Consider the following 22,637-nt stretch of genomic DNA (forward strand, 5'->3'; position numbering starts at 1 on the left):
GAAAGACGTATTCTGACGCTGATATGGGGATAGGCAGAAAAATTGATCGCCAGAAATAGGGGTCAATATAACAGAGATGTATTAGGAAAATCAATGGGATTTTCTGCTGACTTTATTAACTCGGAGGAAAAAATGAGAAAAAAAATATTTGTATTATTAATTTTTCTTTTTTCTTTTACTGCTTTTTCAGGAACTACAATAAATGAAAGTGAACTAAAGAATAAACAGTTTTATCTAAGTAAAAGAATTGATTTTAGTGCAATACAAGGAAATGAAAGAAAAAAATTATTTATACAGACTCTTGTACCAATAATTGAGAACATTGAAATAGAGATAAAAACTGAAAAAGAGCAGATAAAGAAAATAATAGAAAAAGGTGTAACAACACAGGAAGAAAAAGATATTTTAAATAATGCTTTTGCTAAGTACAAAGTAAAAAATATGAATACAGATGAGCTTTTGAATAGAATGATAGTGCCTCCCACTTCATTGGTAATAGCTCAAGCTTCTCTGGAAAGTGGATGGGGGACTTCAAATGTAGCTAAAAAGGGAAATAATCTTTTTGGAATGAAATCTTTTTCAAAAGATCAGAGTAAAAGTGTTAAGGTAGGAAAAGGAACTTACTATAAAAAATATGAAACTATAGATGAGTCTGTAAAAGATTATATAATGACATTAGCAAGACATGGAGCTTACAAACAGCTTAGAACAGCAATAGTTAATGGAGAAAATTCATTAAAACTGGTAAAACATCTGAATAACTACTCTGAAATAAGAGAAGAATATGGAAGAAAACTCACTACTATAATAAAAGCTAACGATTTATTAGAGCATGATGCCTAATCTGAATATGAAGAAAGTGTATTAAATTAATTTGGCAATCAAAATATAAGTGTTTGAAAATACAACATTTTTTTTAAATTACACTTGACAAGATATAAAAAATGATATAAACTTTAGGTAGTTAAAAAAATTTATGAATATTAGGAGGGATTATAATGCACGTAATAGATAAAGATGCTTGTATAGGGTGTGGAGCTTGTGAAGGAACTTGTCCAGTAGGAGCAATTTCTGCAACTGATGATGGAAAATATGGAATATCAGACGCATGTGTTGATTGTGGAGCTTGTGCAGGTGGATGTCCTGTTTCAGCTATATCAGCTGAGTAGTTTTTAAATTAGAAGGAGCCTTTTGGGGCTCTTTTTTTTTATGGAAAAATTAACTGACAGTTAACTAAAAATTTAATTCTTTATAATTGAAATAACTATAAAGTAATTTAATGAAAGAAAAGAATCTCTCTTTTTTTATTCTGGATTGAGAATAAATATTTAGCTTAGATTGAGAAATTAAGTATAATTAAGTAGATTAGAAAATAAGGAAAATTTTCTGAGAAAAAGTTCATAAATATGATATAATATAAAATCGAGAAAGAGTAAATAATAAAACTATTAATGAAGGAGAAGCAGATGAAAGTAGACTTGCATTTACATGATAATAAATATTCTTCAGATAGTCATGTATCAATAGAGGAAATTATAAAAGAAGCTCGAATAAAAGGATTAGATGGAATTGCTCTTACAAATCATGAGAGTACTGATGTAAGAAAAGAGATAGAAGAACTTGTTCAAAAATATAATTTTCCAATTTTTCCTGGAGTGGAATATCTGACTAAAGATGGAGATATAGTTGCATTTGGAATTGATGAACTTCCAGAGGAACAGATGACTGCTCAGGAATTTATAGATTATGTAGCAAAAGCAGGAGGAACTTGTACTGCTGCCCATCCATACAGAACAAACAACAGAGGATTGGAAGATAAACTTAATTTGGTAAAAGGGCTTACAGCTATTGAGGGATATAATGGAAGCACTAGTGAGTACCATAATGGACTGGCTGTAGCAACTGCAAATAAACTTGGAATACAGGTGCTTGGCTCAAGTGATGCTCATGTAAAGGAAAAAGTAGGAGTATTTGCCACTCTTCTCCCTTATAGAGTCAATAATGTAAAAGAACTTATAGAAGCTTTGAAAACTAACAAGTGTAAACCTTTAGTATATAAAAATAATAAATATGAAGTAATAGAATAAATAAAACGGGAGGAATTTATGAAAAAAATATCATTGTTATCTGCAATTTTTATGTTGGCTTTGAGCTTTAATATTTTTGCAGAAGGAAGTCTTAAAGTCGTAGCAGCATATGGAGGAAAGGAAAAGATATTCCAACAGTTCACAAAGGATACTGGAATAAAAGTAGATTTTATAGATATGTCATCTGGAGAGGTTTTATCAAAACTACAGGCTGAAAAAGGGAAACCATCTGCTGATGTATGGTTTGGTGGAGGACTGGATAGTTTTATCACTGCTAAAAATAAAGGACTTTTAGAACAATATATTTCACCAGAAATGAAAGAAGTGCCTTTGAAATATAGAGATAAAGATGGATACTGGTCAGGTGTTTCTCTAGTTCTTGTAGGCTTTATGGTAAATAATGAAATATTGGCAGATAAAAAACTAGCAGCTCCTAAAACTTGGGCAGATTTGACAAAACCTGAATACAGAGATGAAGTTATTATGGCTAATCCAGCTATTTCAGGAACTAACTATGCATTAGTAGATAATCTTATCCAAGAGCTTGGAGAGGATAAAGCATGGGAATATTTTGAAGCATTGAATAAAAATGTACCTTTTTTAGCTAAAAGAGGAGGAGAGCCTCCAATGAAAGTTACTACTGGAGAATTTGGGGTGGCTGTAATTCCTATGTCTGGGGAGTTTATATTAATGGAAGGAAAATATCCTGTAACAACTATTTATCCCGAAGATATGATACCTTGGGTTCCAGCAGGGATGGCAATATTTAAAAATGCTGAAAATTTACCAGAAGCTAAAAAGTTTATAGACTGGGCATTATCAGAAAAAGGACAGACAGTTATTAGAGATGAAGATCCTAGAGCTATGGTTAGAAATGGTATCAAGACACCTGAAAGTATAAAGACTATTGACATGGACAAATTAATCAATATTGATATTGAGAGATTAGGAAATGAGAGAGAAAAGGTTTTAAATGAATGGAATAAAAGATTTGGAAATAAAGCAAAATAATTTTATATATAATCTTATATTATTTCTAGTTATCAGTGGGGTAGTACTTTTTTGTTTCTACCCCATTTATAGAATAATTGAAACAAGTTTTTTTGATAATAATAGTTTCACATTGAAATTTTATAGAGGTATTTTCAGTGAAAATTATGTTCTGCTGAAAAATACATTGATGACTTCAACAGTATCAGCTGGAGTATCTTCTATATGTGGAGCTGTTATAGCTTTTTATATGATTTTTTCAGGAAAAAAAATTAGAAATTTTTTCTATTATTTATTAATGCTGACTATGATATCGCCACCTTTTATTTTTGGAATATCGTATATTATGCTTTTTGGAAGAAGAGGGCTTATTACATATAGGGTTTTGGGATTGCATATCAATCCTTATGGTTTAAAAGGAATTATACTATTGCAGATTATAGGGGAAATTTCTTTTGCTGCTTTTATGCTTTATGAAATATTTAAGAATATTGACTATAATTTGATTGCAGTATCAAGATCACTAGGTGCTTCACCATGGGAAACTGTAAAAAGGGTTATTTTTCCTTTATCAGTTCCAGCACTTATAGGAACATTTTTTATTTTATTTACAAAGAATCTGGCAGATTTTGGAAGTGCTGTTATTATTGGGGGGAGATATAGCACACTGGCAACAGAAGCATATTTGACTGTGATTGGTGAGGGTAATATGCCTAAGGCAGCAGCTATGACATTGCTCCTCATTTTACCTGCACTTTTAGCATTCTGGCTCTACAGAAAAGTTTTAATTAAAAATTTAAATCTGGCTTCTGATATAAAGGGTAGTGGATTGAAAAATATATCATTTAAACTTCCAGTTTGGGTAAAAACTATTTTAGGAATAACAGCATGGTTTTTCTTTTTAATCATGCTTTTACAATATTCAGCAATATTTTTTTCAGGATTCTATAACTATACTTCTAAAGGAATAGAATTTACTTTTGAATATTTAGAAAGATTTCAGCTGTCTGCCTTGAAAGTATTTTTAAGAAGTATAATTTATGCTTTTATAGCTGGGATTCTTTCATCAGTAATAGGAATTTTAATCTCTTATTATAACAAAAATAGAGATAATAAATTTATGCAGATCATTGAATTTTTTGCCAGCCTTCCATATATTATTCCAGGAACATTTTTTGGATTGGGATATATACTGGCTTTTAACAGAGGAATATTTACTTTGACTGGAACAGCTGCTATAGTTATACTAAACTGTACTTTCAGACAGATAAGTATAGGAGCAAAGGCAGGAGATTCAATATTGACTAAACTTAATCCTAATATGGAGAAGGCAGCTAAAGATTTAGGAGCTTCTAAAATTAGAATATTATTGGATATAATATTTCCTGTATTAAAACCAGCTTTTCTAATTTCTTTTATCAACTGCTTTATTGCTACTATGACAACAATAGGAGCTATTATTTTCCTGATTTCTCCAGGAACTAATGTAGCTACGGTTGTACTGTTCACTCATGTAGCACAGGGAGAATATGGACTGGCTTCTATAACAGCACTAGCTATAACTATTGTTACTTTTTCTTTGAATATTGCAGTTTACAGATTTTTAAAAAAATAGAGTGAAAAGAGTGATGGAAAATGTATCTAAAAATTGAAAATATAAGAAAAATGTTTGATAAAACCAGAGGGATAAAGGATATAAATTTTTCAATAGAAAAAGGAGAATTGATATCTTTTTTAGGACCGAGCGGCTGTGGGAAAACAACTCTTTTAAATATAATAGGAGGATTTATTCAGCCTGAAACTGGAAAAATATATCTCGAAGGGGAAGAAATTACTAATTTTCCTCCTGAAATAAGAAATATATCTACAGTTTTTCAAAATTATGCTCTTTTTCCTCATATGAATGTTATTGAAAATATAAAGTATGGACTTAAATATAAAAAAATATCTAAAAAAGAGCAGGAAGATTTAGTTCAGGATTATCTGAAAATAGTTGGCTTGGAAGGATATGAAAAAGTTTCTATTCACGAATTAAGTGGAGGGCAGCAGCAGAGAGTTGCTTTAGCCAGAGCTTTAGTTCTTCACCCTAAGCTTTTATTATTAGATGAACCTTTCAGCAATCTTGATGCAAAATTAAAAATAAGTATGAGAGAGGAGCTAAAGCAGCTTCAAAAAAAACTGAATATCAGTATGATATTTGTAACCCATGATCAAGAAGAAGCTTTGAGCCTTTCTGATAAAATAGTAGTTATGAATATGGGAGAAATCATACAAATTGGGACACCAGAGGAAATATATTATAATCCAGCGAATGATTATGTAGCTGATTTTATAGGGAAAGCAAATTTTATTACAAAAGATGGAAAAAAAGTTTTGCTGCGTCCAGAGGATATTTCTATGAGGAAATCAGAAAATGGAGAATGGGTAATTGTTTCAAAAGAGTTTATGGGAGCTTACACAATTTTTAAAATAAAAAATTCTCAATCTGAACTATATACAAGTATTCAGGGAGAAGAGAGTAAAAATTTCAAAATAAATGAAAAAGTAAAAATAAGCTATTAAAATAAGTAATTAAAAGACAGAGAATAAATATTACATTAAAAAAAGTGTAGTATAAATCTCTGTCTTTTTTTAGTTAGATAATCTAATAAATTTCTATATTATTAATTTTTTAAATTTGTCTATGTAAATTTTAATAGAAATTTTTTCCATCTATAAATATTTTTTCTGATATCTAACCTTTACCTATCATAACAAATTCTTCTTGCATTTCATAGACTTAATTTTTACAATGCTAAAAATATCTTAAAATCTGATTAAAATTCAAAAACAAAAAATAGTTCGTGTTTATATAATAAAGCGAACACTTATTTATATTTATTATATCCTTTAAATTTAAAAAAATCAAGATTTATATATTTTAAAAAAAATAGGTATAAAAAAATGAAATTCTAAAAAAAGGAACTTTAGAGCACTTACTGTTCGCCTTCTTATATAAAAGAGAACATTAGATTTTTTAATGATTTAGAGAATATTTTAGAGAAATGAATATTAAAGGGGAAAGAATATGAAGAAAAATTCTAAAAAAAGGTTTAAAGAAAAAATAAAAGTAACATTGAAAATTTTAGTTTTATTTGTAATTATTAAAAATATAGGATATAGTGAAGAAAATTTACAAGATATAGAAATGGGAATAGAAATTAAAAATAAAAGTAATGAAGTAATAGATGTGTCTGATATAAATCTTGGGGCCTATAAAGAAGTGAATGGATTAAAAATAGAAAATTCAGAAAACATTTCAGTTAATATAGATGAAATAAATACAATATTAAATAAGAAAACAGGAACTATAAGTAGTGTTCTCTATGGAAAAGGATTAATAAATGATACAAGTGAAGTTTATATGTCAGATGAGTTGAAAATAAATGTTACTACAGAAGAATTAGAAGGAAATACAACAAGCCTTGTTGGAGTTACTAATGGAGGAAAATTAATTTTGGGAGAAAATACCAAAATAAATATTGCAGCAAATGGAAATGTTGCTTCAAATTCAATAACTTATGGAGTATATCTTAATGGGACATCATTAACTCATTTTGGAAGAGGAAGTGAAATAAATGTTTCAGCTTCAGCAGGATTTGTAGCAGGAATTAGTACAAATTTTAGTGAAATTAATGATAACTATGGTATTGTTATTGGAGATAACGTAAAAATAAAAGCAGAAGTAACAAATGCAGTGAGTGGAAATAATAATCAGGCACTAGGGATTTATAGTGTTACTGGAAATACAGTAACAATTGGGAACGATTTAATAATAGAAACAGAAATAAATCTTTTTAATGGAGCAACTGGTGGATCTTATGCAATCAAAAATGTAAAGAATGGGAAAATGATAATAGGAAATAATGCAATATTAAGTACAAAAGGAAATAATGCAACTTCACAGTCAGCAATATATAATAATACAAATTCAAATTTTGAAATAGGAAATGGAGCTAAAATAACATCTGTTCTTAATTCAGAAAATCAAAAAAATTCTGCATATACTGTTTATAATTCTGGAAATTCAACAATGAATATAGGGACAGACTCTGAGATAAATGTAAAAGGAAGTAATGCAAGACAAGTGTCAGCAGTATATAATGGATTATCTTCAGAACTTGTGATAGAAGATAAGAGTATTATAACAGCTTGGGCAGAAAATACTAATTTTCTAATGGGATTGTATAATAATAGTGGTGGAAAAATGAAGATAGGAAATGAAGGAAAAATAACTTCAATTTTCAATTCAAAAAATCAAGAAAATACTGCTCATTCTGTATATAATATGAAAGGTTCAATGTTGAATATTGGAAAAAATTCTGAAATAAATGTAATAGGAAAAGATGCAAATCAAATATCAGCAGTATATAATAGTGATTCATCTTCAGAGTTGGTAATAGAAGATGGAGGAACTATAACAGCTTTGGGAGAAAATACTGCTTTTGTAGTAGGAATGCATAACACAAAGGAAGGAAAAATGAAGATAGGAAATGAAGGAAAAATAACTTCAATTCTTAACTCAAAGGATCAAGAGAATAAGGCTTATTCTGTATATAACAAGGAAGGTTCAATGTTGAATATTGGAAAAAATTCTGAAATAAATGTAATGGGAAAAGATGCAAATCAAATATCAGCAGTATGCAATCGTGATTCATCTTCAGAGTTGGTAATAGAAGATGGAGGAATTATAACAGCTTCAGGGGAAAATACTAATTTTATAATGGGGTTGTATAACATGAATGAGGGGAAAATGAAGATAGGAAATGAAGGAAAAATAACTTCAATTATTGATTCAAAAGATCAAAAGAATTCTGCTTATTCTGTATATAATACAGGAAATTCAACATTAAATATAGGGAAAAATTCTGAAATAAATGTAATGGGAAAAGGTGCAAGACAGATCTCAGCGGTGTATAATAACGGAGCATCTTCAGAGTTGATAATAGAAGAAGGGGGAACTATAACAGCTTCAGGAGAAAATACTGTTTTTGTAATGGGATTATACAGTGAGAATAGTGGAAGTATTAAAATAGGAGATAGAGTAAAGATTATATCAAGTCTGGATTCTATAGGTCAAGAGAATAATGTTTTTGGAATTAGCAATACAAAAAATTCAACATTAAATATAGGGGAAAAAGCTGAAATAAGTGCAGTAGGAAAAGATGCAAATCAGGTAGTAGCAGTATATAATGGTGGTTCATCTTCAAAACTTACAATAGAGAATGGAAGTATAATAACTGCTTCAGGATTGGGAAATAATAATATAATAGGAGCAGTATGGAATGAAGAAGGAAATATAAAACTTAATGGAGGAACCAGCATATATTCAGATGGATATGCAGTATATAATGAGAATGGGAGTGTATCAATAGAAGATGAAGGATACAGTAAAAAAATTCAAGGGGATATATTCTCAACAAAAGCTGGGGCTGTAACAGACATCTTATTAGATACTGATGATTCATATTTAGAAGGAGCTTCTTTTAAAAATAATGGAGGCATATTTAATTTTGGATTAAAAAATAATGCAGTATGGTATGTTCCACAAAATAGTGCAGTAACAAATTTTGATATAGAAAATGGAATAGTAGATATGACACAGAATTACAGTGGAGAAACTATCAAAGGAAAACAGGTTATATCAATTGATAAGACATCTGGAAGTGGAGGAACATATATTATGGATATATCTCCAGAAGATAGAGATCAGACAGGAGATAAAACAGATGGTATCAATATAGAAAAAGCAGATGCAGCACAAAAAAATTATATTCAAGCAGGAAAAACTTCTATTACAGGTTTAGTAAATCATAATTTTTCTGACAAAGAAAGCTCTTCTATTAAGATAGCTTCTGCAGATAAAAATGTAACTTTTGAAGGAACTAAATTTACAGACACAGCAAGTATATATGATTATGTATTGTCACTTGAAGAAAATATAAAAGGAGAAGCAGGAGAAAAGAATACATGGTATGTAACTGGAGTAGAGAAGCAAGAAGGAGAAGTAATAAAAAATATAGAAACTGCAATAACTTTAAATTATATGAGTGCTGTGTCATCACGTTCAGAATTAAATTCTGTCCATAAAAGACTTGGTGAGATACATAATGGTACTTCTGAAAATGGTACATGGGCAGGAACATCAAGTGGACAAATGGAGCACAATAAGTCATCTGAAAAATTTAAAAATGAATACAATGCATTGCAGATAGGATATGATAAGAGAAAAGAAACAGAAAAAAGAAGTATTTTTACAGGGTTTGCAGTACATAAAAAAGAGGGAAAAACAGATTTCAAAAATGGGGATGGTAAAAATTATGATATAGGAATATCTCTATATAAATCTTTTGTAATGGAGGATAATAGCTATGCAAATTTAGTAGTTAAATATAGTTATATAAATAATGAACATAAAAATTATACAAGTGATATGCAGGAAATGAAAACTGATTATGATACATGGTCAGGGAGTATAAGTTTTGAGTATGGAAAAAAATATACAAAGAATAGCTGGTATATGATCCCACAAATGCAAATGGACTATACATTTGTAAAAGGAGCTGATTATGCAATGAACAGTGGTATAAAAGTAGAGCAGAAAAATATTAACAGCTTGGTGGGAAGAGCAGGAATGTATGCAGGTTATGATTTTGAAAGAAGCAGTCATTTTATAAAAACAGGAATACTACAGGAATTTTCAGGAGATTATGGAGCTAGAATAACGGGCATAGATACAACAGTAAATAAAAAATATAAAGGGAAAGATACATGGCTGGAAGCAGGTATAGGAGGATATTTTGAAGTAGGAAAAACAGGAACAACAAATATATATTACAATATAGAAAAAACATTTGGAAGTAAATTTGAAAGAAATTGGCAAGTAAGTTTAGGATTGAGAATAAAATTTTGATTAAAAAATTAGTTGAAGAGTATTAAGAAAAATATTGTATATAATTATATGAAAAACTACACCCAGAATTAAGATAAAGGGTGTAGTTTTTTTGTAGTAAGTTAAAATAAATAGAAAATTATAAATTGTTTTACAAGGTAATTTTACAGTGCCTATAGAATATTACACTTGAGAATATCTTTGATTATTTGTTCTTTTGTAATGCCATTTTCATTCATGATTTCTTTTACATCATATCTATCAATAAATTCTTTCTTGAAGCCATAATTTTTAACTTTCATATCTGCTGTTCCATAGAAAGATGCTATTTTTTCTCCAAATCCACCATTTAAGATACCATCTTCTAAAGTGATAATCATATCATGATTATTTTGAAGTTCTTGAAGCATTGTTTCATCAAGTCCTGTAATATATCTTGGGTTAATCAATGTAGGTATAAATCCAAGTTCCTTTTCTATCTCTTTTGAAACTTCTTCTCCCAATTGATAGAAATCTCCTAATGCTAGTATTGCCACTTTGCTTCCTTTTACATCCAGCTGATATTTATTAATATTGCTGTAATTAGTATCAACGTGTCTATTGTCTGATATAACATCATTACTAGGAATACGAATTGCCACAGGATATTGAGTTTGTTCTATACTCCAGTCCAGCATAGCAAGATATTCATCTTTAGAAGTAGGTGCCAGATAAACAATATTAGGAATATTTGAAATCAATGGAATATCAAAAATACCTAAGTGTGTAACATCGTTCATGCTGTAAATAGATGCTCCATTTACTAGAATAGTTGCAGGATTATTGTTAATGCATAAATCTTGTGATATTTGATCATATGTTCTTTGGATAAAGCTTGAATATGTAGCAAATACTGGTTTGCAGCCATTTTTAGCAATTCCTGAAATCATAGCAACAGCATGTTCTTCAGCAATTCCAACATCTATAAATTGTTTTCCTGCTTCTTTTCTTTTTTCAGAAGTAAATCCAATATTAGTTGGAACACCTGCAACAACAGCAGTTACTTTAGGATCTTTTTTCATTTTATTCAATAGATATTCCCCAGTTATTGAACCATAATCTTCACCAAAAGACAGTGATACATTTCCTGTTTCTATATCAAATGGGAAGTTCCAGTGCCAGTTTTCTTTGTTTTCTTCAGCAAATTTATATCCTTTACCTTTTTGAGTATTGATATGAACAACTATTGGGTGATCAATATCTTTTACTTTTGTAAATGCTTCAATTAATTTTTCAATATCATTTCCTTCGTTTTCATAGATATAGTCTAATCCCATTGCTTTAAAGAAATTACATTCGTTAGCTCCATTGCTTTCTCTAAGTTTTTTTAGATTCTTGTATAATCCTCCATGGTTTTCAGCAATAGACATATCATTATCATTGACAATAATGATGAAATTACTCTTTAATTCTCCAGCAAAATCCAGTCCTTCTAATGCTTCTCCGCCGCTTAGAGAACCATCTCCAATAACAGCAATAATATTTTCAGCATCATTTTTTAAATCTCTTGCTTTTGCTAGACCGGAAGCTAGACTGACAGATGTTGAAGTATGTCCTATATTAAACATATCATGCTCACTTTCTTCAGGATTTGTATATCCTGAAACATCATGAAAACGTTCTTCATAAAGATAAGCATCTTTTCTTCCAGTAAGCATTTTATGAGGATAGCTTTGGTGAGATACATCAAATACAAATTTATCTATTGGAGAGTTGAAAACATAATGCATAGCAATTATTGCTTCAACCATTCCAAGATTTGGGCCTATATGTCCTCCAGTTTTGCTCAGTTTATTAAGCAGGGCAGTTCTCATTTCAGTTGCCAATTTTTTTAATTCTTCAATATTCATTCCTTTTAAATCTTTTGGACTGTTTATTTTTTCTAAATACATATCTTTTTCTCCTTATACAATAATATTTTTTGATTTATTTCTTGATATATCAAGTCTAACATCTGGAGTGGACTCTAGGTCAAGAATTAATTTTAATTTTTTTTATTGTGATAAAAATCCCTTCCAAATATTATTTGAAAGGGAAAGGAAAGTAATTATTTTAAATTTGTCTTGAAGAAATTACCTAATTTATCAAAAGGTATTATATCAACACGGTCATATAAATCAACATGTCCAGCACCAGGAACAACAAGTAATTCTTTTGGTTCAGCTGCATGTCTGTATGCATCTTCACTAAATTCTTTTGAGTGAGCCTGATCTCCAGTAATAAATAACATTGGACGAGGAGAGATAGTTTCAATGTCATTAAATGGATAGAAGTTCATAAATTTTATATTGCTTGTAAGAGTTGGATGGGTAGTTGTTTCAGTAGTAGCTTCTTCAGGAGTAAATTCTCCACGTGAAGTACGATAGAAATCATAAAATTCTTTTTCAATTGATGATGAGTTTTCATCAATTTTATGTACAGTTCCACTTGTGTATTCAGTTTTTCCACCATTAAATTCTACATAACGTTGTTCAGCAGCAGCAGCAATAAATTGTTTACGCTGCTCTAATGTCAATGAATGATTAAGTCCATTACGGTTAGCAGATCCCATATCATACATACTTACTGTGGCAATAGCTTTCATACGAGGATCAATTTTTGCTGCACTGATAGCGAAGCTTCCACTTCCACAGATACCAAGAGCTCCAATTTTGTTTTGATCAATGAATGGTCTAGTTCCAAGATAGTCAACAGCTGCACTGAAGTCTTCAGTATAGATATCAGGAGATACAGCATTACGAGGCTGTCCTTCACTTTCACCCCAGAATGATAAGTCTATTGCTAGAGTTACAAATCCCTGTTCTGCAAGTTTTTGAGCATAGAGATTAGAAGATTGTTCTTTCACTGCTCCCATAGGATGCCCAATAATTATTGCAGAATTTTTAGCATTTTGATTCATATTTTTAGGAATAAAAAGATTACCTGCAACCTTCATCTTATACTGATTTTGAAATGTAACTTTTTGTAAAGTTACTTTATCACTTTTATAGAAATTATCTGCACCATTGGACATATCAGCAGCAAAAACACTCCCTACTCCAGCAGTCATTAAAGTCATTCCGATCATTGCCCTTTTACAAATTGATAATAAAGATGATGATTTTTTCATTTTTAACCTCCTTGAATTTTAATGTTTTTAATCTTGAGTAAAGTATATAACAAAAACATTTGGATAACTAATACTTATATTAAAGATTGTTTTATGCTTAAAAGGTATATAAGTATTTGAATTTAAAGATTAAGAATTAGATTATAGATTTTAAATATTTAAAAAATCAAATATTTTTTCCCATAGTGTAAGCTTCTTTTAAAACATTAGGGAAATTTTTAATAGATCCTGCAGTATCAGCACCAAGTCCTTTTACTACACCTTTTAAATTTGTCTTTTCAAAACAGTCTATCCAGCCCTGCAGTCCTTTAATAACTCCATCTATTGAATTTTTGTTGTCATCAGCTGCTGCTGTCAGAAGGTAGATGTCAGTAAATGAATAATTTGATGGAAACAGAGGATTTGTTCTGTCTAATAAAGTTTTCATCTGTCCACACATTTCATAGAAATATATTGGAGTAGCAAATACAACAACATCATTATGAAGCATCTCTCCCACAATGTCACTGGCATCATCTTTTATAATACATTTTTTAGTTGACTGGCAAACTAGACACCCTTTACAGAAATTAATAGTTTTGTTATAAAGATCTATTTTTTTTACTTCATGTCCAGATTCAAGTGCACCTTTTTCAAATTCAGATGCTAATATATCTGAATTTCCTCCTTTGCGTAGGCTTGCAGAAATAATTAAAACATTTTTTTTCATATTTTTTCTCCTTTTACATTTTAAATTTCTTTGATGATTATATTTCTTTCAAAATTCTTGCTGGTATTCCTCCAGCAACTACATTTGCAGGGATATCTTTTGTAACTACTGCTCCTGCTGCAATTATTGCATTTTCTCCTATTCTGACACCAGATACAATTGTTACATTAGCACCAATCCAGACATTTTTTTCCAGAATAATTGGTGCTGGATATGTAGTACCTCTGTCTTCAGGAGCAAAACCATGATCAAGAGTTGCCAGAGTTACATTGTGTCCAATGAGTACTCCATCTCCAATGAAGATACCCCCTTGATCTTGAAAGTGACAGCAGGTATTTATAAAAACATTTTTTCCAATATGAATATTTTTCCCACAGTCTGTGTAAAATGGTGGAAATATACAAAAGGAACTGTCTATTGTATTTCCAGTAAGCTGAGTAAACAACTCTCTGATTTCTTCTGGAGTATGATAAGAACTATTCAACTTAGTTGTAATTTTCATAGCTTCATTGCTTAGTCCTACCATAAAATTATGAATTTCTGTTCCAGTAGGAATTGGCTTCCCACTGTTTACATGATTTAAAAATTTTTCTATATTTATTTTAATCACCTGCCCTTATAACAATTTATACTTTTTAATCTTATTATATAGCAGAAGTAATTCAATATCAAATACCTATATTACATATAAATCTATGCTTAATAAGCATATGATAAAGAACAGTTCTCTGGCACAAAATGATATAATCAAACTAAAAGATTTATAGAATTACATTAGAATAAAAAATATTTTGGGAAAAACTTGTCTTAGAGTTAACTTCCAGTGATATATTAATGTTATCAAAGTAAATATTTTTGTGAAGATAAGAAGGAGAACAGTATTTAAAAAAGTATTAATGATTGACAGAGATATTAATTAAATGTAAGATAAAGAGAAGCAGATAATTTTATACTGATATGAAAGAGTTCTGACAGCAATAAAAAGGAATATTACTGTATAAAAGAGCTGAAGAAATTATGTAATGTAATAAAAAAGGAGATGAAATTACTATGAATGTTAAAGAATTTTGCAGCTGTACAGATCATAAATGTCCATTTAATCCTGTTAACCATGATAAAGGATGTGATTTATGTATATCGAAATGTTTAAAACTAAATGAGATTCCATCATGCTTTTTCAAAAAAATATCGACAGAAAGACCAGAAAATGAAGATTATACATTTAAAGGATTTGCTGATTTTACAACAAAACATTGGAAGAAAAATTAAAAAATATAATTATATTTTTAATGTAACGTGATTGAAAATACTAAAAATATAGTATAAATAACTGGTGAAGAAAATAGAGAATTATTTTTCTCTATTTTTTTATTTTAAATTTAGGAATAAAAAAATAATATTATAAAAAAAATTTTTTTAATAATTTTTTTTACTAAAGAAATCCAATCAGTTTCAGTGTTTAGAAGTAGATAAAAAAGTTTGAAAAATAAAAGCATTTGAAAAAAAATAAAAAATGTGCTTATATATAATAAAATTGTGTATAAAAAAATCTTTTTATATCAAAAGGAGATAAAAATGGAAAAAAATAGAGTAATACAGGAATATGTTCCTGGGAAACAAGTAACTTTAGCACATTTGATAGCTCATCCAGATAAGGATATTTGTAAAAAAATAGGATTAAATACTGAAACTACACAAGCGATAGGAATACTGACAATTACACCAGGTGAAGCAGCTATAATAGCAGCAGATATAGCTACAAAATCTGGGAACATAGAGATAGGATTTTTAGATAGATTTAGTGGAACACTAGTAATAAATGGAGATGTATCAAGTATAGAGAGTTCATTAAAAAGTGTGATTAGCTTTCTTTCTACAACATTAAAATTTTCCATATCTGAACTTACAAGGTCGTGACATTTATATGCGAATGATGCTGATAGGGAGAACAGGGTGTGGAAAAACTACTCTTGCCCAAAGAATTAATGGACTTGATATAAATTATAAAAAGACACAGATGATACTATTTGAGGAAAATATTATTGATACTCCTGGGGAATATATTGAAAATAAATTTTACTACAAAGCTTTGACAGTTACAGCAAACGATGTTGATATAATAGCATTTGTCCAATCAGCCTTAGATGAAGAAACATTCTTTCCACCTAAATTTTCTACTATGTTCACAGGAAAAATTATAATAGGAATAATAACTAAAAAAGATCTCCAGCTTGATTGTAGTAATGCAGAGAGTTTTTTAAGATGTGCAGGAGCAGAAGAAATATATTATATGGGATTAGATGATGAAATTGAGATTGTAAGGCTTAAAGAAAGGTTGGGTATAGGGGATGAAAGTAAGAATAGTAATAGCTGAAGATGAAACATTGACAAGAATGGATATTGCAGAAATGCTTAAAGAAAATGGTTATGAAGTCGTGGGAGAAGCTTCTGATGGGTTGGAAGCTTTAAAAATATGTCGTGAAAAAAAGCCAGATATTCTACTATTGGATGTAAAGATGCCTTTGATGGATGGACTTCAAACGGCAAAAGTTCTCAATGAAGAGGGATTTTCTGGTTGTATCATTATGCTGACAGCATATAATATTAAAGAGTATATTCATGAAGCAACAGAAAGTTCTGTGATGGGATATTTAATAAAACCTATAGACGAAGAGATATTTCTTTCAAGATTAGAAATGATTTACAGTACTCATATGAGATTGCTTAGATTTAAAGATGAGGCTGAGGGAGCAAAACAAAAATTAGAAGAGCGAAAGAAGATAGAAAAAGCTAAAGGAATATTAATGAAAAACAAGAATATTTCTGAGAAGGAAGCTTACCAAGAAATGAGAAATATAAGTATGAAGAAAAGAATAGCTTTAATTGATTTGGCTGAAATAATAATATTGACAGGTGGAATATTGATATGATAAGAAATTACTGTAAAATGTGTTCAACATTGACAGCTTCAGATATTGAAAAAATAGAAAGAGTGTCTGAAACTGTTTCTATACTCAGCAATATACTTAATATGGATGTATTTTTAGATTGTCCTACAAAAGATAAAGACAATGCTGTTGTTGTATATCATGCAAGACCTAAAACAAACAGTCTTTATTCAAAAAATATAGATGGGGAAATGGCACACTCATCAAAGGAACCAGCAGTTTTTCGAACTTTTTTAACAGGACTACCTTCTAAAAACTATAAAGCTATTACTCAGGAAGAACAGCATGTATTTCAAAATATAATGCCAGTTTTTAATGAATTAAAAGAGGTTATAGGAGTTATAATTGTAGAGTATAGAGAGAGCCAGGAACATGAATTTAATTCAGATCTTTTTAACTTTACAGCAACAAAGCTTATTAGAGATATAGATATTTCAAGAAGCAGAATTCCAGAATTTGTAAAGGATGGTATAGTAGTATTTAATCAAGATGGAATAGTGACATATATTAATAAAATAGCTGAAAAAATATATGCCTCTTTGGGGTTTTCAAAATCAATTGTAGGAGAACAGTTTGAAAATATAGCTCTTACAAAAACGAGCATTCAGGAAATCTTAAAACAAAAAACAGATAAAACCATAGAAATTACTATTTCAAATATAATTTTAGCAATAGCTTATTTTATTACATCTTTGGAGGAAGATAATTACAGTATAGTAATGGTAATCAGAGATATAACCAAAGAAAAAAACAATGAACAGGAGATTTTATTAAAATCAGTGGTGATAAAAGAGATTCATCATAGAGTAAAAAATAATCTTCAAACAATTGCAAGTCTTTTAAGAATACAGAAAAGACGTGTGGAAAATGATGAAACTAAAAAAATATTAGATGAAACAATAAGCAGGATATTAAGTATAGCTGTAACACATGAAGTACTATCTGAAAATGGAATGGATAGTCTTAATATAAAAACAATATTACAGTTATTATATAAAAATTCTTTTGAAAATATTATTGACAAAACAAAAAAAATAGAGTTTAATATGATAGGAGATGACTTTATCATTAGTTCAGATAAAGCAACATCTGTAGCTTTAGTAATAAATGAACTTATTCAGAATGCAATACATTATGCTTTTCACAACAGAGTAGAAGGAAAAATTGATGTCATTATAGAAAAGAAAACTTTTTTTTCTAAAATAACAATTTCTGACAATGGCGTTGGAATGGATGCAAAAAAATACAGAGAAAACAGTTTAGGGCTAATGATAGTAGAAAAGCTTGTTACTGACAAACTGGAAGGAAATTTTGAACTAAAAAGTAAAATCAATGAAGGAACTACAATAGAATTTGAAATAAAAAATAATTAATACACAAGGATGTGTATTCAAAAAGGCAATGAAGCCAAAGAGATAGGTTATCCTATTTTTCTTTGGCTTTTTTTATTTTGATTTTTCAGGAGGAAGTTGATGAAAGAAGAAATCATCAGTGTAGGAATAGATATCGGAACTTCAACTACTCAGCTAGTATTTACCAGAATTACATTGGAAAATATAGCTTCTGGTGCAAGAGTTCCACAAATAAAAATTATATCCAAAGATGTATTTTACAGAAGTGAAATATATTTTACCCCTCTTCTAAGTCTGACTGAAATAGATGCTGAAAAAGTTAAGCAGATAATACAGAATGAATATAGAAAAGCAGGGGTATTTATCAAAGATGTTTCTACAGGAGCAGTAATAATAACTGGAGAAACAGCAAGAAAATCTAATGCTAGAGATGTACTTAATGCTTTAAGTGGAATGGCAGGAGATTTTGTAGTAGCCACAGCAGGTCCTGATCTGGAAAGTGTAATAGCTGGAAAAGGAGCAGGGGCAATGGACTATTCTGAAAGAAATAATACAACAGTCTATAATCTGGATATAGGTGGAGGAACAACTAATATAGCTTTATTTAAAAATGGAGAAGTGGTAGATACTACCTGCATGGATATTGGTGGAAGACTTATAAAGTTTAAGGATAATTCACTGGAAATAATATATATCTATAAAAAATTCGAAAAGCTAATAGATGATATGAAGCTTCAAACATTAAAAATAGGCAAAACAGCAGATAGGGAAGAAATAAGAAAATTATGCAGAAAGCTGGGAGAGATACTTTTAAGTTCTGTAGGAGCAATACCTAAAAGTGATGAATATAGGTATCTTATCACTGATAAAGATTTTAGAGGAGAAGCTGAATTAAAATTTGTAAACTTTTCAGGAGGTGTAGCAGATTTTATATATAATCAATACTCTGGAGATGAATTCAAATATAGAGATATAGGAATTGTTCTGGGGAAAGAGATACTTAAAATTTTTAAAGAAAAAAATATAAGCATTATAAAAAGTGGTGAAACAATAGGTGCAACAGTTGTAGGAGCAGGATCTCATACTACAGAAATCAGTGGAAGTACAATAACTTACACTGAGGATATTTTTCCAATCAAGAATATACCAGTATTAAAAATTGCTCAAAGTGATGAAAAAGAAATAGAAAGCCTTAAAATGAATTTACGAAAAAAAAGAGAATGGTTCAAGGTTGAAGATGGAATTCAAGAGGTGGCTATAGGTCTTACAGGAAAAACCAATATGAAATACAGAGAAATATTAGAACTGGCAGATGGAATTTATGATGTTTTCACAAATGTGGACAGAGTAATACTGGTAATAGAAAATGATATAGGAAAGGCTCTTGGGCAGGGACTTTCACTAAAATATGGCAATAAAGTTCCAATTATCTGCATAGATAGTATCAAAGTAGCAGATGGAGATTTTATTGATATAGGCAGACCATTAGGGAGCGGAAGTGTGCTTCCTGTTATAGTAAAAACTTTAGTATTAAGTAGTTATCAATAGGTGGGGTGAATATTAATGAGATTAGAAGCGAGACTTTTTGGTCAAGATTACAAATTCAATTCTTTGATGGATGTAATGGCCAAAGCGAATGAACAAAAGTCTGGAGATGAACTGGCAGGAATAGCAGCAAGATCGATGAAAGAAAGAGTGGCAGCTAAAGAAGTTCTTTCAAACATTCAGCTGAAAGACTTAAAGGAAAATCCAGCAGTACCTTATGATGAGGATGAAGTAACAAGAATAATCATTGATGGTTTAAATCTGAAAATTTATGATGAGATTAAAGAATGGACAGTTGGAGAATTAAGAGAATGGCTTTTAAGCGATGAGGTAGGAGATACTGAAATCAAATGGATTAGAAGAGGACTTACTTCTGAGATGATCGCAGCAGTAGCAAAGCTTATGTCAAACCTTGATTTGATTAAGGCTGCAAGAAAAATGATAGTTACAGCTCATTGTAATACAACAATTGGAGGAGAGGGAATATTAGCTGCAAGATTACAGCCAAATCATACTACTGATGATCCAGATGGAATAATGATTTCACTTCTTGAAGGACTTACTTATGGAGTAGGAGATGCTGTTATAGGTCTTAATCCAGTTGATGATACAGCTGACAGTGTAATAAGAGTTCTGGAAAGATTCCATGAAATTAAACAAAAATATCAAATACCAACACAAACTTGTGTTTTGGCTCATGTAACTACACAGATGGAAGCTATCAGAAGAGGAGCACCAACTGATTTGATTTTCCAAAGTATAGCAGGATCACAAAAATCAAATGAGGCATTTGGGATTACAGGGGATATGATTGAAGAGGCTAGATTACTTGCATTGAAAGAAGGAACAGGAGCAGGACCAAATGTTATGTATTTTGAAACAGGACAAGGCTCTGAACTTTCTTCAAATGGACATCATGGAGTAGATCAAGTAACTATGGAAGCAAGATGTTATGGATTTGCTAAAAAATTCTCTCCCTTCATGGTAAATACAGTTGTTGGATTCATAGGTCCAGAATATCTATATGACAGTAAACAGGTAATAAGAGCAGGACTTGAAGATCATTTTATGGGAAAACTACATGGAATCCCTATGGGAGTTGATGTTTGTTATACAAATCATATGAAGGCAGATCAAAATGATATTGAATGTTTATCAGTTCTATTGACAGCAGCAGGATGCAATTATTTTATTGGAGTTCCAGCAGGAGATGATATTATGCTTAACTACCAATGTACAGGATATCATGATATTCAGACTCTAAGAGAAACATTGGGAGTAAAACCAATAAAAGAGTTTGATGAGTGGTTGGAAAAAATGGGAATAAGAAAAAATGGAAAGCTGACAGAAATAGCAGGAGATGCATCAATATTTTTAAAGTAGGAGGATAAAATGGTTTCTGAAAGAGATTTAAAAGAAATAATTTCACAGGTTCTAAAAGAGATGGGGACTGATAATAAGTTTAAAGAAAAGGCAGAGCAAAAGACAGAAAGTGATCTTATAGATATTACAAAAATTGATCTTAGAGATGTAATTGAATTAAAGAATCCTGCAAATGAAGCTGAATTGATGAAATATAAAAAGAAAACTCCAGCAAGAATAGGAATATCAAGAGCAGGGACTAGATATACAACAAATACAATGCTGAGATTCAGAGCAGACCATGCTTCAGCAGTAGACGCAGTATATACAGATGTTTCAGAAGAATTTCTGAATGCAAATAATCTTTTTACAGTACAGACTAAATGTCATTCAAAAGATGAATATATGACAAGACCAGATTTAGGAAGAAGATTGAATGAAGAATCAATAAATATTCTTAAAGAAAAAGCTAAAAAATCTCCAAAAGTAGAAATTTTTGTATCTGATGGGCTTAGTTCTACAGCTATTGAAGCAAATGTAGAAGATACACTTCCAGCTATAATCAATGGATTAAAATCTTATGGAATAGAAGCAGGAACACCATTTTTTCTAAAATATGGAAGAGTAGGAGCTGCTGATGAAGTATCAGAAATACTAGATGCAGAAGTTACTTGCGTACTTATTGGAGAAAGACCTGGACTGGCAACTTCAGAAAGTATGAGTGCTTATATCACTTATAAAGGATATATGGGAATTCCTGAATCAAAAAGAACAGTAGTTTCAAATATTCATAAGAATGGAACACCAGCTTCTGAAGCTGGAGCACATATAGCTCACATAATCAAAAAAATATTAGATGCTAAGGCAAGTGGACAAGACTTAAAACTTTAATTTGTGGAGGGAAAAATGATTAATGATCCTTTAAAACCAAATGTATTAGGGGTAAAACTTATTCCTAATGTAGATGACAAAATGGCAGAAGAATTAAATTTACCAGCAGGATATAAAAGTATTGGAATAGTAACAGCAGACTGTGATGATGTTACATATACAGCACTGGATCAGGCTACAAAAATGGCAGAAGTAACAGTGGTATATGGGAAATCTTTTTATGGAGGAGCTGCAAATGCTAATACAAAACTGGCTGGAGAGGTAATTGGAATAATAGCTGGACCTACACCAGCAGAAGTAAGAAGCGGATTGAATGCAATAGTGGATTTTATAGAAAACGAAGCATCTTTCTATAGTGCAAATGAAGATGATACAATAGCATACTATGCTCACTGTGTATCAAGAACAGGAAGCTATCTTTCTAAGACAGCTGGTGTGGAGGAAGGAGAAGCACTGGCTTATCTAATAGCTCCCCCAATTGAAGCTATGTATGCTTTAGATGCAGCATTAAAAGCAGCTGATGTTACTCTTACAGCTTTCTTTGGACCACCTTCTGAAACAAACTTTGGTGGAGGACTTCTTACAGGAAGTCAGTCAGCTTGCAAAGCAGCTTGTGAAGCTTTTGCTGATGCAGTAAAGTTTGTTGCTCAGAATCCTACAAAATATTAAGGAGT

20 protein-coding genes are annotated in these 22,637 nt (G+C 30.3%); 16 read left to right on the top strand and 4 right to left on the bottom strand.

Annotation, left to right across the window (positions count from 1 at the left end):
• Positions 1 to 132: 132 nt before the first annotated feature.
• The 7 genes from E0E45_RS16525 (at position 133) to E0E45_RS16555 (ending at position 10,029) form a co-directional block, all read left to right on the top strand.
• Positions 133 to 843: a glucosaminidase domain-containing protein gene (locus tag E0E45_RS16525; RefSeq protein WP_232044139.1), complete on the top strand. Its 711-nt coding sequence runs from the start codon at positions 133 to 135 to the stop codon at positions 841 to 843.
• 155 nt (positions 844 to 998) lie between these two features.
• A complete protein-coding gene (locus tag E0E45_RS16530; RefSeq protein ID WP_130892143.1) occupies positions 999 to 1,169 on the top strand; it encodes a 4Fe-4S binding protein in 171 nt (56 codons plus the stop codon).
• A 297-nt stretch (positions 1,170 to 1,466) separates the two neighbouring features.
• Entirely contained in the window at positions 1,467 to 2,087 is a 621-nt protein-coding gene (locus E0E45_RS16535; RefSeq protein ID WP_130892144.1) for a PHP domain-containing protein, read from the top strand.
• An 18-nt stretch (positions 2,088 to 2,105) separates the two neighbouring features.
• A complete protein-coding gene (locus E0E45_RS16540) occupies positions 2,106 to 3,098 on the top strand; it encodes an ABC transporter substrate-binding protein (protein ID WP_130892145.1) in 993 nt (330 codons plus the stop codon).
• A 112-nt stretch (positions 3,099 to 3,210) separates the two neighbouring features.
• Positions 3,211 to 4,692, top strand: coding sequence for an ABC transporter permease (locus E0E45_RS16545; RefSeq protein ID WP_232044140.1), 1,482 nt, complete (start codon positions 3,211 to 3,213; stop codon positions 4,690 to 4,692).
• 20 nt (positions 4,693 to 4,712) lie between these two features.
• Positions 4,713 to 5,639 carry an ABC transporter ATP-binding protein gene (locus E0E45_RS16550; protein WP_130892147.1) on the top strand — a complete coding sequence of 309 codons (927 nt, stop codon included), beginning with the start codon at positions 4,713 to 4,715 and terminating at the stop codon, positions 5,637 to 5,639.
• A gap of 505 nt (positions 5,640 to 6,144) precedes the next feature.
• The gene (locus E0E45_RS16555; protein WP_130892148.1) at positions 6,145 to 10,029 is read left to right on the top strand and encodes an autotransporter outer membrane beta-barrel domain-containing protein; all 3,885 of its coding nucleotides are present in this window, start codon (positions 6,145 to 6,147) and stop codon (positions 10,027 to 10,029) included.
• A 152-nt stretch (positions 10,030 to 10,181) separates the two neighbouring features.
• Here E0E45_RS16555 and E0E45_RS16560 read toward each other — a convergent pair whose 3' ends face one another.
• From E0E45_RS16560 to E0E45_RS16575, 4 genes are all read right to left on the bottom strand, one after another.
• The gene (locus E0E45_RS16560) at positions 10,182 to 11,939 is read right to left on the bottom strand and encodes a 1-deoxy-D-xylulose-5-phosphate synthase (protein WP_130892149.1); all 1,758 of its coding nucleotides are present in this window, start codon (positions 11,937 to 11,939) and stop codon (positions 10,182 to 10,184) included.
• A gap of 155 nt (positions 11,940 to 12,094) precedes the next feature.
• Positions 12,095 to 13,156 carry an alpha/beta hydrolase gene (locus E0E45_RS16565; RefSeq protein WP_130892150.1) on the bottom strand — a complete coding sequence of 354 codons (1,062 nt, stop codon included), beginning with the start codon at positions 13,154 to 13,156 and terminating at the stop codon, positions 12,095 to 12,097.
• 166 nt (positions 13,157 to 13,322) lie between these two features.
• A complete protein-coding gene (locus tag E0E45_RS16570) occupies positions 13,323 to 13,865 on the bottom strand; it encodes a flavodoxin family protein (RefSeq protein ID WP_130892151.1) in 543 nt (180 codons plus the stop codon).
• A 37-nt stretch (positions 13,866 to 13,902) separates the two neighbouring features.
• Entirely contained in the window at positions 13,903 to 14,475 is a 573-nt protein-coding gene (locus E0E45_RS16575; protein WP_232044141.1) for a DapH/DapD/GlmU-related protein, read from the bottom strand.
• Positions 14,476 to 14,915: 440 nt separating this feature from the next.
• Between E0E45_RS16575 and E0E45_RS16580 the strand changes: the two genes are divergently transcribed.
• From E0E45_RS16580 to eutL, 9 genes are all read left to right on the top strand, one after another.
• Positions 14,916 to 15,134: a DUF6485 family protein gene (locus tag E0E45_RS16580; protein ID WP_130892152.1), complete on the top strand. Its 219-nt coding sequence runs from the start codon at positions 14,916 to 14,918 to the stop codon at positions 15,132 to 15,134.
• A 306-nt stretch (positions 15,135 to 15,440) separates the two neighbouring features.
• Complete coding sequence (gene eutS / locus E0E45_RS16585) at positions 15,441 to 15,782, top strand: ethanolamine utilization microcompartment protein EutS (RefSeq protein WP_130892153.1); 342 nt, start codon at positions 15,441 to 15,443, stop codon at positions 15,780 to 15,782.
• A gap of 13 nt (positions 15,783 to 15,795) precedes the next feature.
• The gene (eutP, locus tag E0E45_RS16590; protein ID WP_232044142.1) at positions 15,796 to 16,239 is read left to right on the top strand and encodes a EutP/PduV family microcompartment system protein; all 444 of its coding nucleotides are present in this window, start codon (positions 15,796 to 15,798) and stop codon (positions 16,237 to 16,239) included.
• A complete protein-coding gene (locus E0E45_RS16595) occupies positions 16,214 to 16,795 on the top strand; it encodes an ANTAR domain-containing response regulator (protein WP_130892155.1) in 582 nt (193 codons plus the stop codon). Before eutP ends, E0E45_RS16595 begins: the two co-directional genes overlap by 26 nt.
• Positions 16,792 to 18,186 carry a sensor histidine kinase gene (locus E0E45_RS16600; protein WP_130892156.1) on the top strand — a complete coding sequence of 465 codons (1,395 nt, stop codon included), beginning with the start codon at positions 16,792 to 16,794 and terminating at the stop codon, positions 18,184 to 18,186. Before E0E45_RS16595 ends, E0E45_RS16600 begins: the two co-directional genes overlap by 4 nt.
• Before the next feature lie 99 nt (positions 18,187 to 18,285).
• Positions 18,286 to 19,713, top strand: coding sequence for an ethanolamine ammonia-lyase reactivating factor EutA (gene eutA / locus E0E45_RS16605; protein ID WP_130892157.1), 1,428 nt, complete (start codon positions 18,286 to 18,288; stop codon positions 19,711 to 19,713).
• Positions 19,714 to 19,728: 15 nt separating this feature from the next.
• Positions 19,729 to 21,093, top strand: coding sequence for an ethanolamine ammonia-lyase subunit EutB (locus E0E45_RS16610; RefSeq protein WP_130892158.1), 1,365 nt, complete (start codon positions 19,729 to 19,731; stop codon positions 21,091 to 21,093).
• Between the two features lie 60 nt (positions 21,094 to 21,153).
• Positions 21,154 to 21,963: an ethanolamine ammonia-lyase subunit EutC gene (gene eutC / locus E0E45_RS16615; RefSeq protein WP_420026346.1), complete on the top strand. Its 810-nt coding sequence runs from the start codon at positions 21,154 to 21,156 to the stop codon at positions 21,961 to 21,963.
• A gap of 15 nt (positions 21,964 to 21,978) precedes the next feature.
• Positions 21,979 to 22,632 carry an ethanolamine utilization microcompartment protein EutL gene (gene eutL / locus E0E45_RS16620; protein ID WP_130892160.1) on the top strand — a complete coding sequence of 218 codons (654 nt, stop codon included), beginning with the start codon at positions 21,979 to 21,981 and terminating at the stop codon, positions 22,630 to 22,632.
• Positions 22,633 to 22,637 lie beyond the last annotated feature (5 nt).

Origin of the sequence: Fusobacterium ulcerans ATCC 49185, assembly GCF_900683735.1 — a bacterium.
GTDB classification, from domain to species: domain Bacteria; phylum Fusobacteriota; class Fusobacteriia; order Fusobacteriales; family Fusobacteriaceae; genus Fusobacterium_A; species Fusobacterium_A ulcerans_A.

Coding starts and splice junctions, on each gene's coding strand:
- E0E45_RS16525 (WP_232044139.1), top strand. CDS start 133: ATGAGAAAAAAAATATTTGTATTATTAATTTTTCTTTTTTCTTTTACT.
- E0E45_RS16530 (WP_130892143.1), top strand. CDS start 999: ATGCACGTAATAGATAAAGATGCTTGTATAGGGTGTGGAGCTTGTGAA.
- E0E45_RS16535 (WP_130892144.1), top strand. CDS start 1,467: ATGAAAGTAGACTTGCATTTACATGATAATAAATATTCTTCAGATAGT.
- E0E45_RS16540 (WP_130892145.1), top strand. CDS start 2,106: ATGAAAAAAATATCATTGTTATCTGCAATTTTTATGTTGGCTTTGAGC.
- E0E45_RS16550 (WP_130892147.1), top strand. CDS start 4,713: ATGTATCTAAAAATTGAAAATATAAGAAAAATGTTTGATAAAACCAGA.
- E0E45_RS16555 (WP_130892148.1), top strand. CDS start 6,145: ATGAAGAAAAATTCTAAAAAAAGGTTTAAAGAAAAAATAAAAGTAACA.
- E0E45_RS16560 (WP_130892149.1), bottom strand. CDS start 11,939: ATGTATTTAGAAAAAATAAACAGTCCAAAAGATTTAAAAGGAATGAAT.
- E0E45_RS16565 (WP_130892150.1), bottom strand. CDS start 13,156: ATGAAAAAATCATCATCTTTATTATCAATTTGTAAAAGGGCAATGATC.
- E0E45_RS16570 (WP_130892151.1), bottom strand. CDS start 13,865: ATGAAAAAAAATGTTTTAATTATTTCTGCAAGCCTACGCAAAGGAGGA.
- E0E45_RS16580 (WP_130892152.1), top strand. CDS start 14,916: ATGAATGTTAAAGAATTTTGCAGCTGTACAGATCATAAATGTCCATTT.
- eutS (WP_130892153.1), top strand. CDS start 15,441: ATGGAAAAAAATAGAGTAATACAGGAATATGTTCCTGGGAAACAAGTA.
- eutP (WP_232044142.1), top strand. CDS start 15,796: ATGATGCTGATAGGGAGAACAGGGTGTGGAAAAACTACTCTTGCCCAA.
- E0E45_RS16595 (WP_130892155.1), top strand. CDS start 16,214: ATGAAAGTAAGAATAGTAATAGCTGAAGATGAAACATTGACAAGAATG.
- E0E45_RS16600 (WP_130892156.1), top strand. CDS start 16,792: ATGATAAGAAATTACTGTAAAATGTGTTCAACATTGACAGCTTCAGAT.
- eutA (WP_130892157.1), top strand. CDS start 18,286: ATGAAAGAAGAAATCATCAGTGTAGGAATAGATATCGGAACTTCAACT.
- E0E45_RS16610 (WP_130892158.1), top strand. CDS start 19,729: ATGAGATTAGAAGCGAGACTTTTTGGTCAAGATTACAAATTCAATTCT.
- eutC (WP_420026346.1), top strand. CDS start 21,154: ATGGGGACTGATAATAAGTTTAAAGAAAAGGCAGAGCAAAAGACAGAA.
- eutL (WP_130892160.1), top strand. CDS start 21,979: ATGATTAATGATCCTTTAAAACCAAATGTATTAGGGGTAAAACTTATT.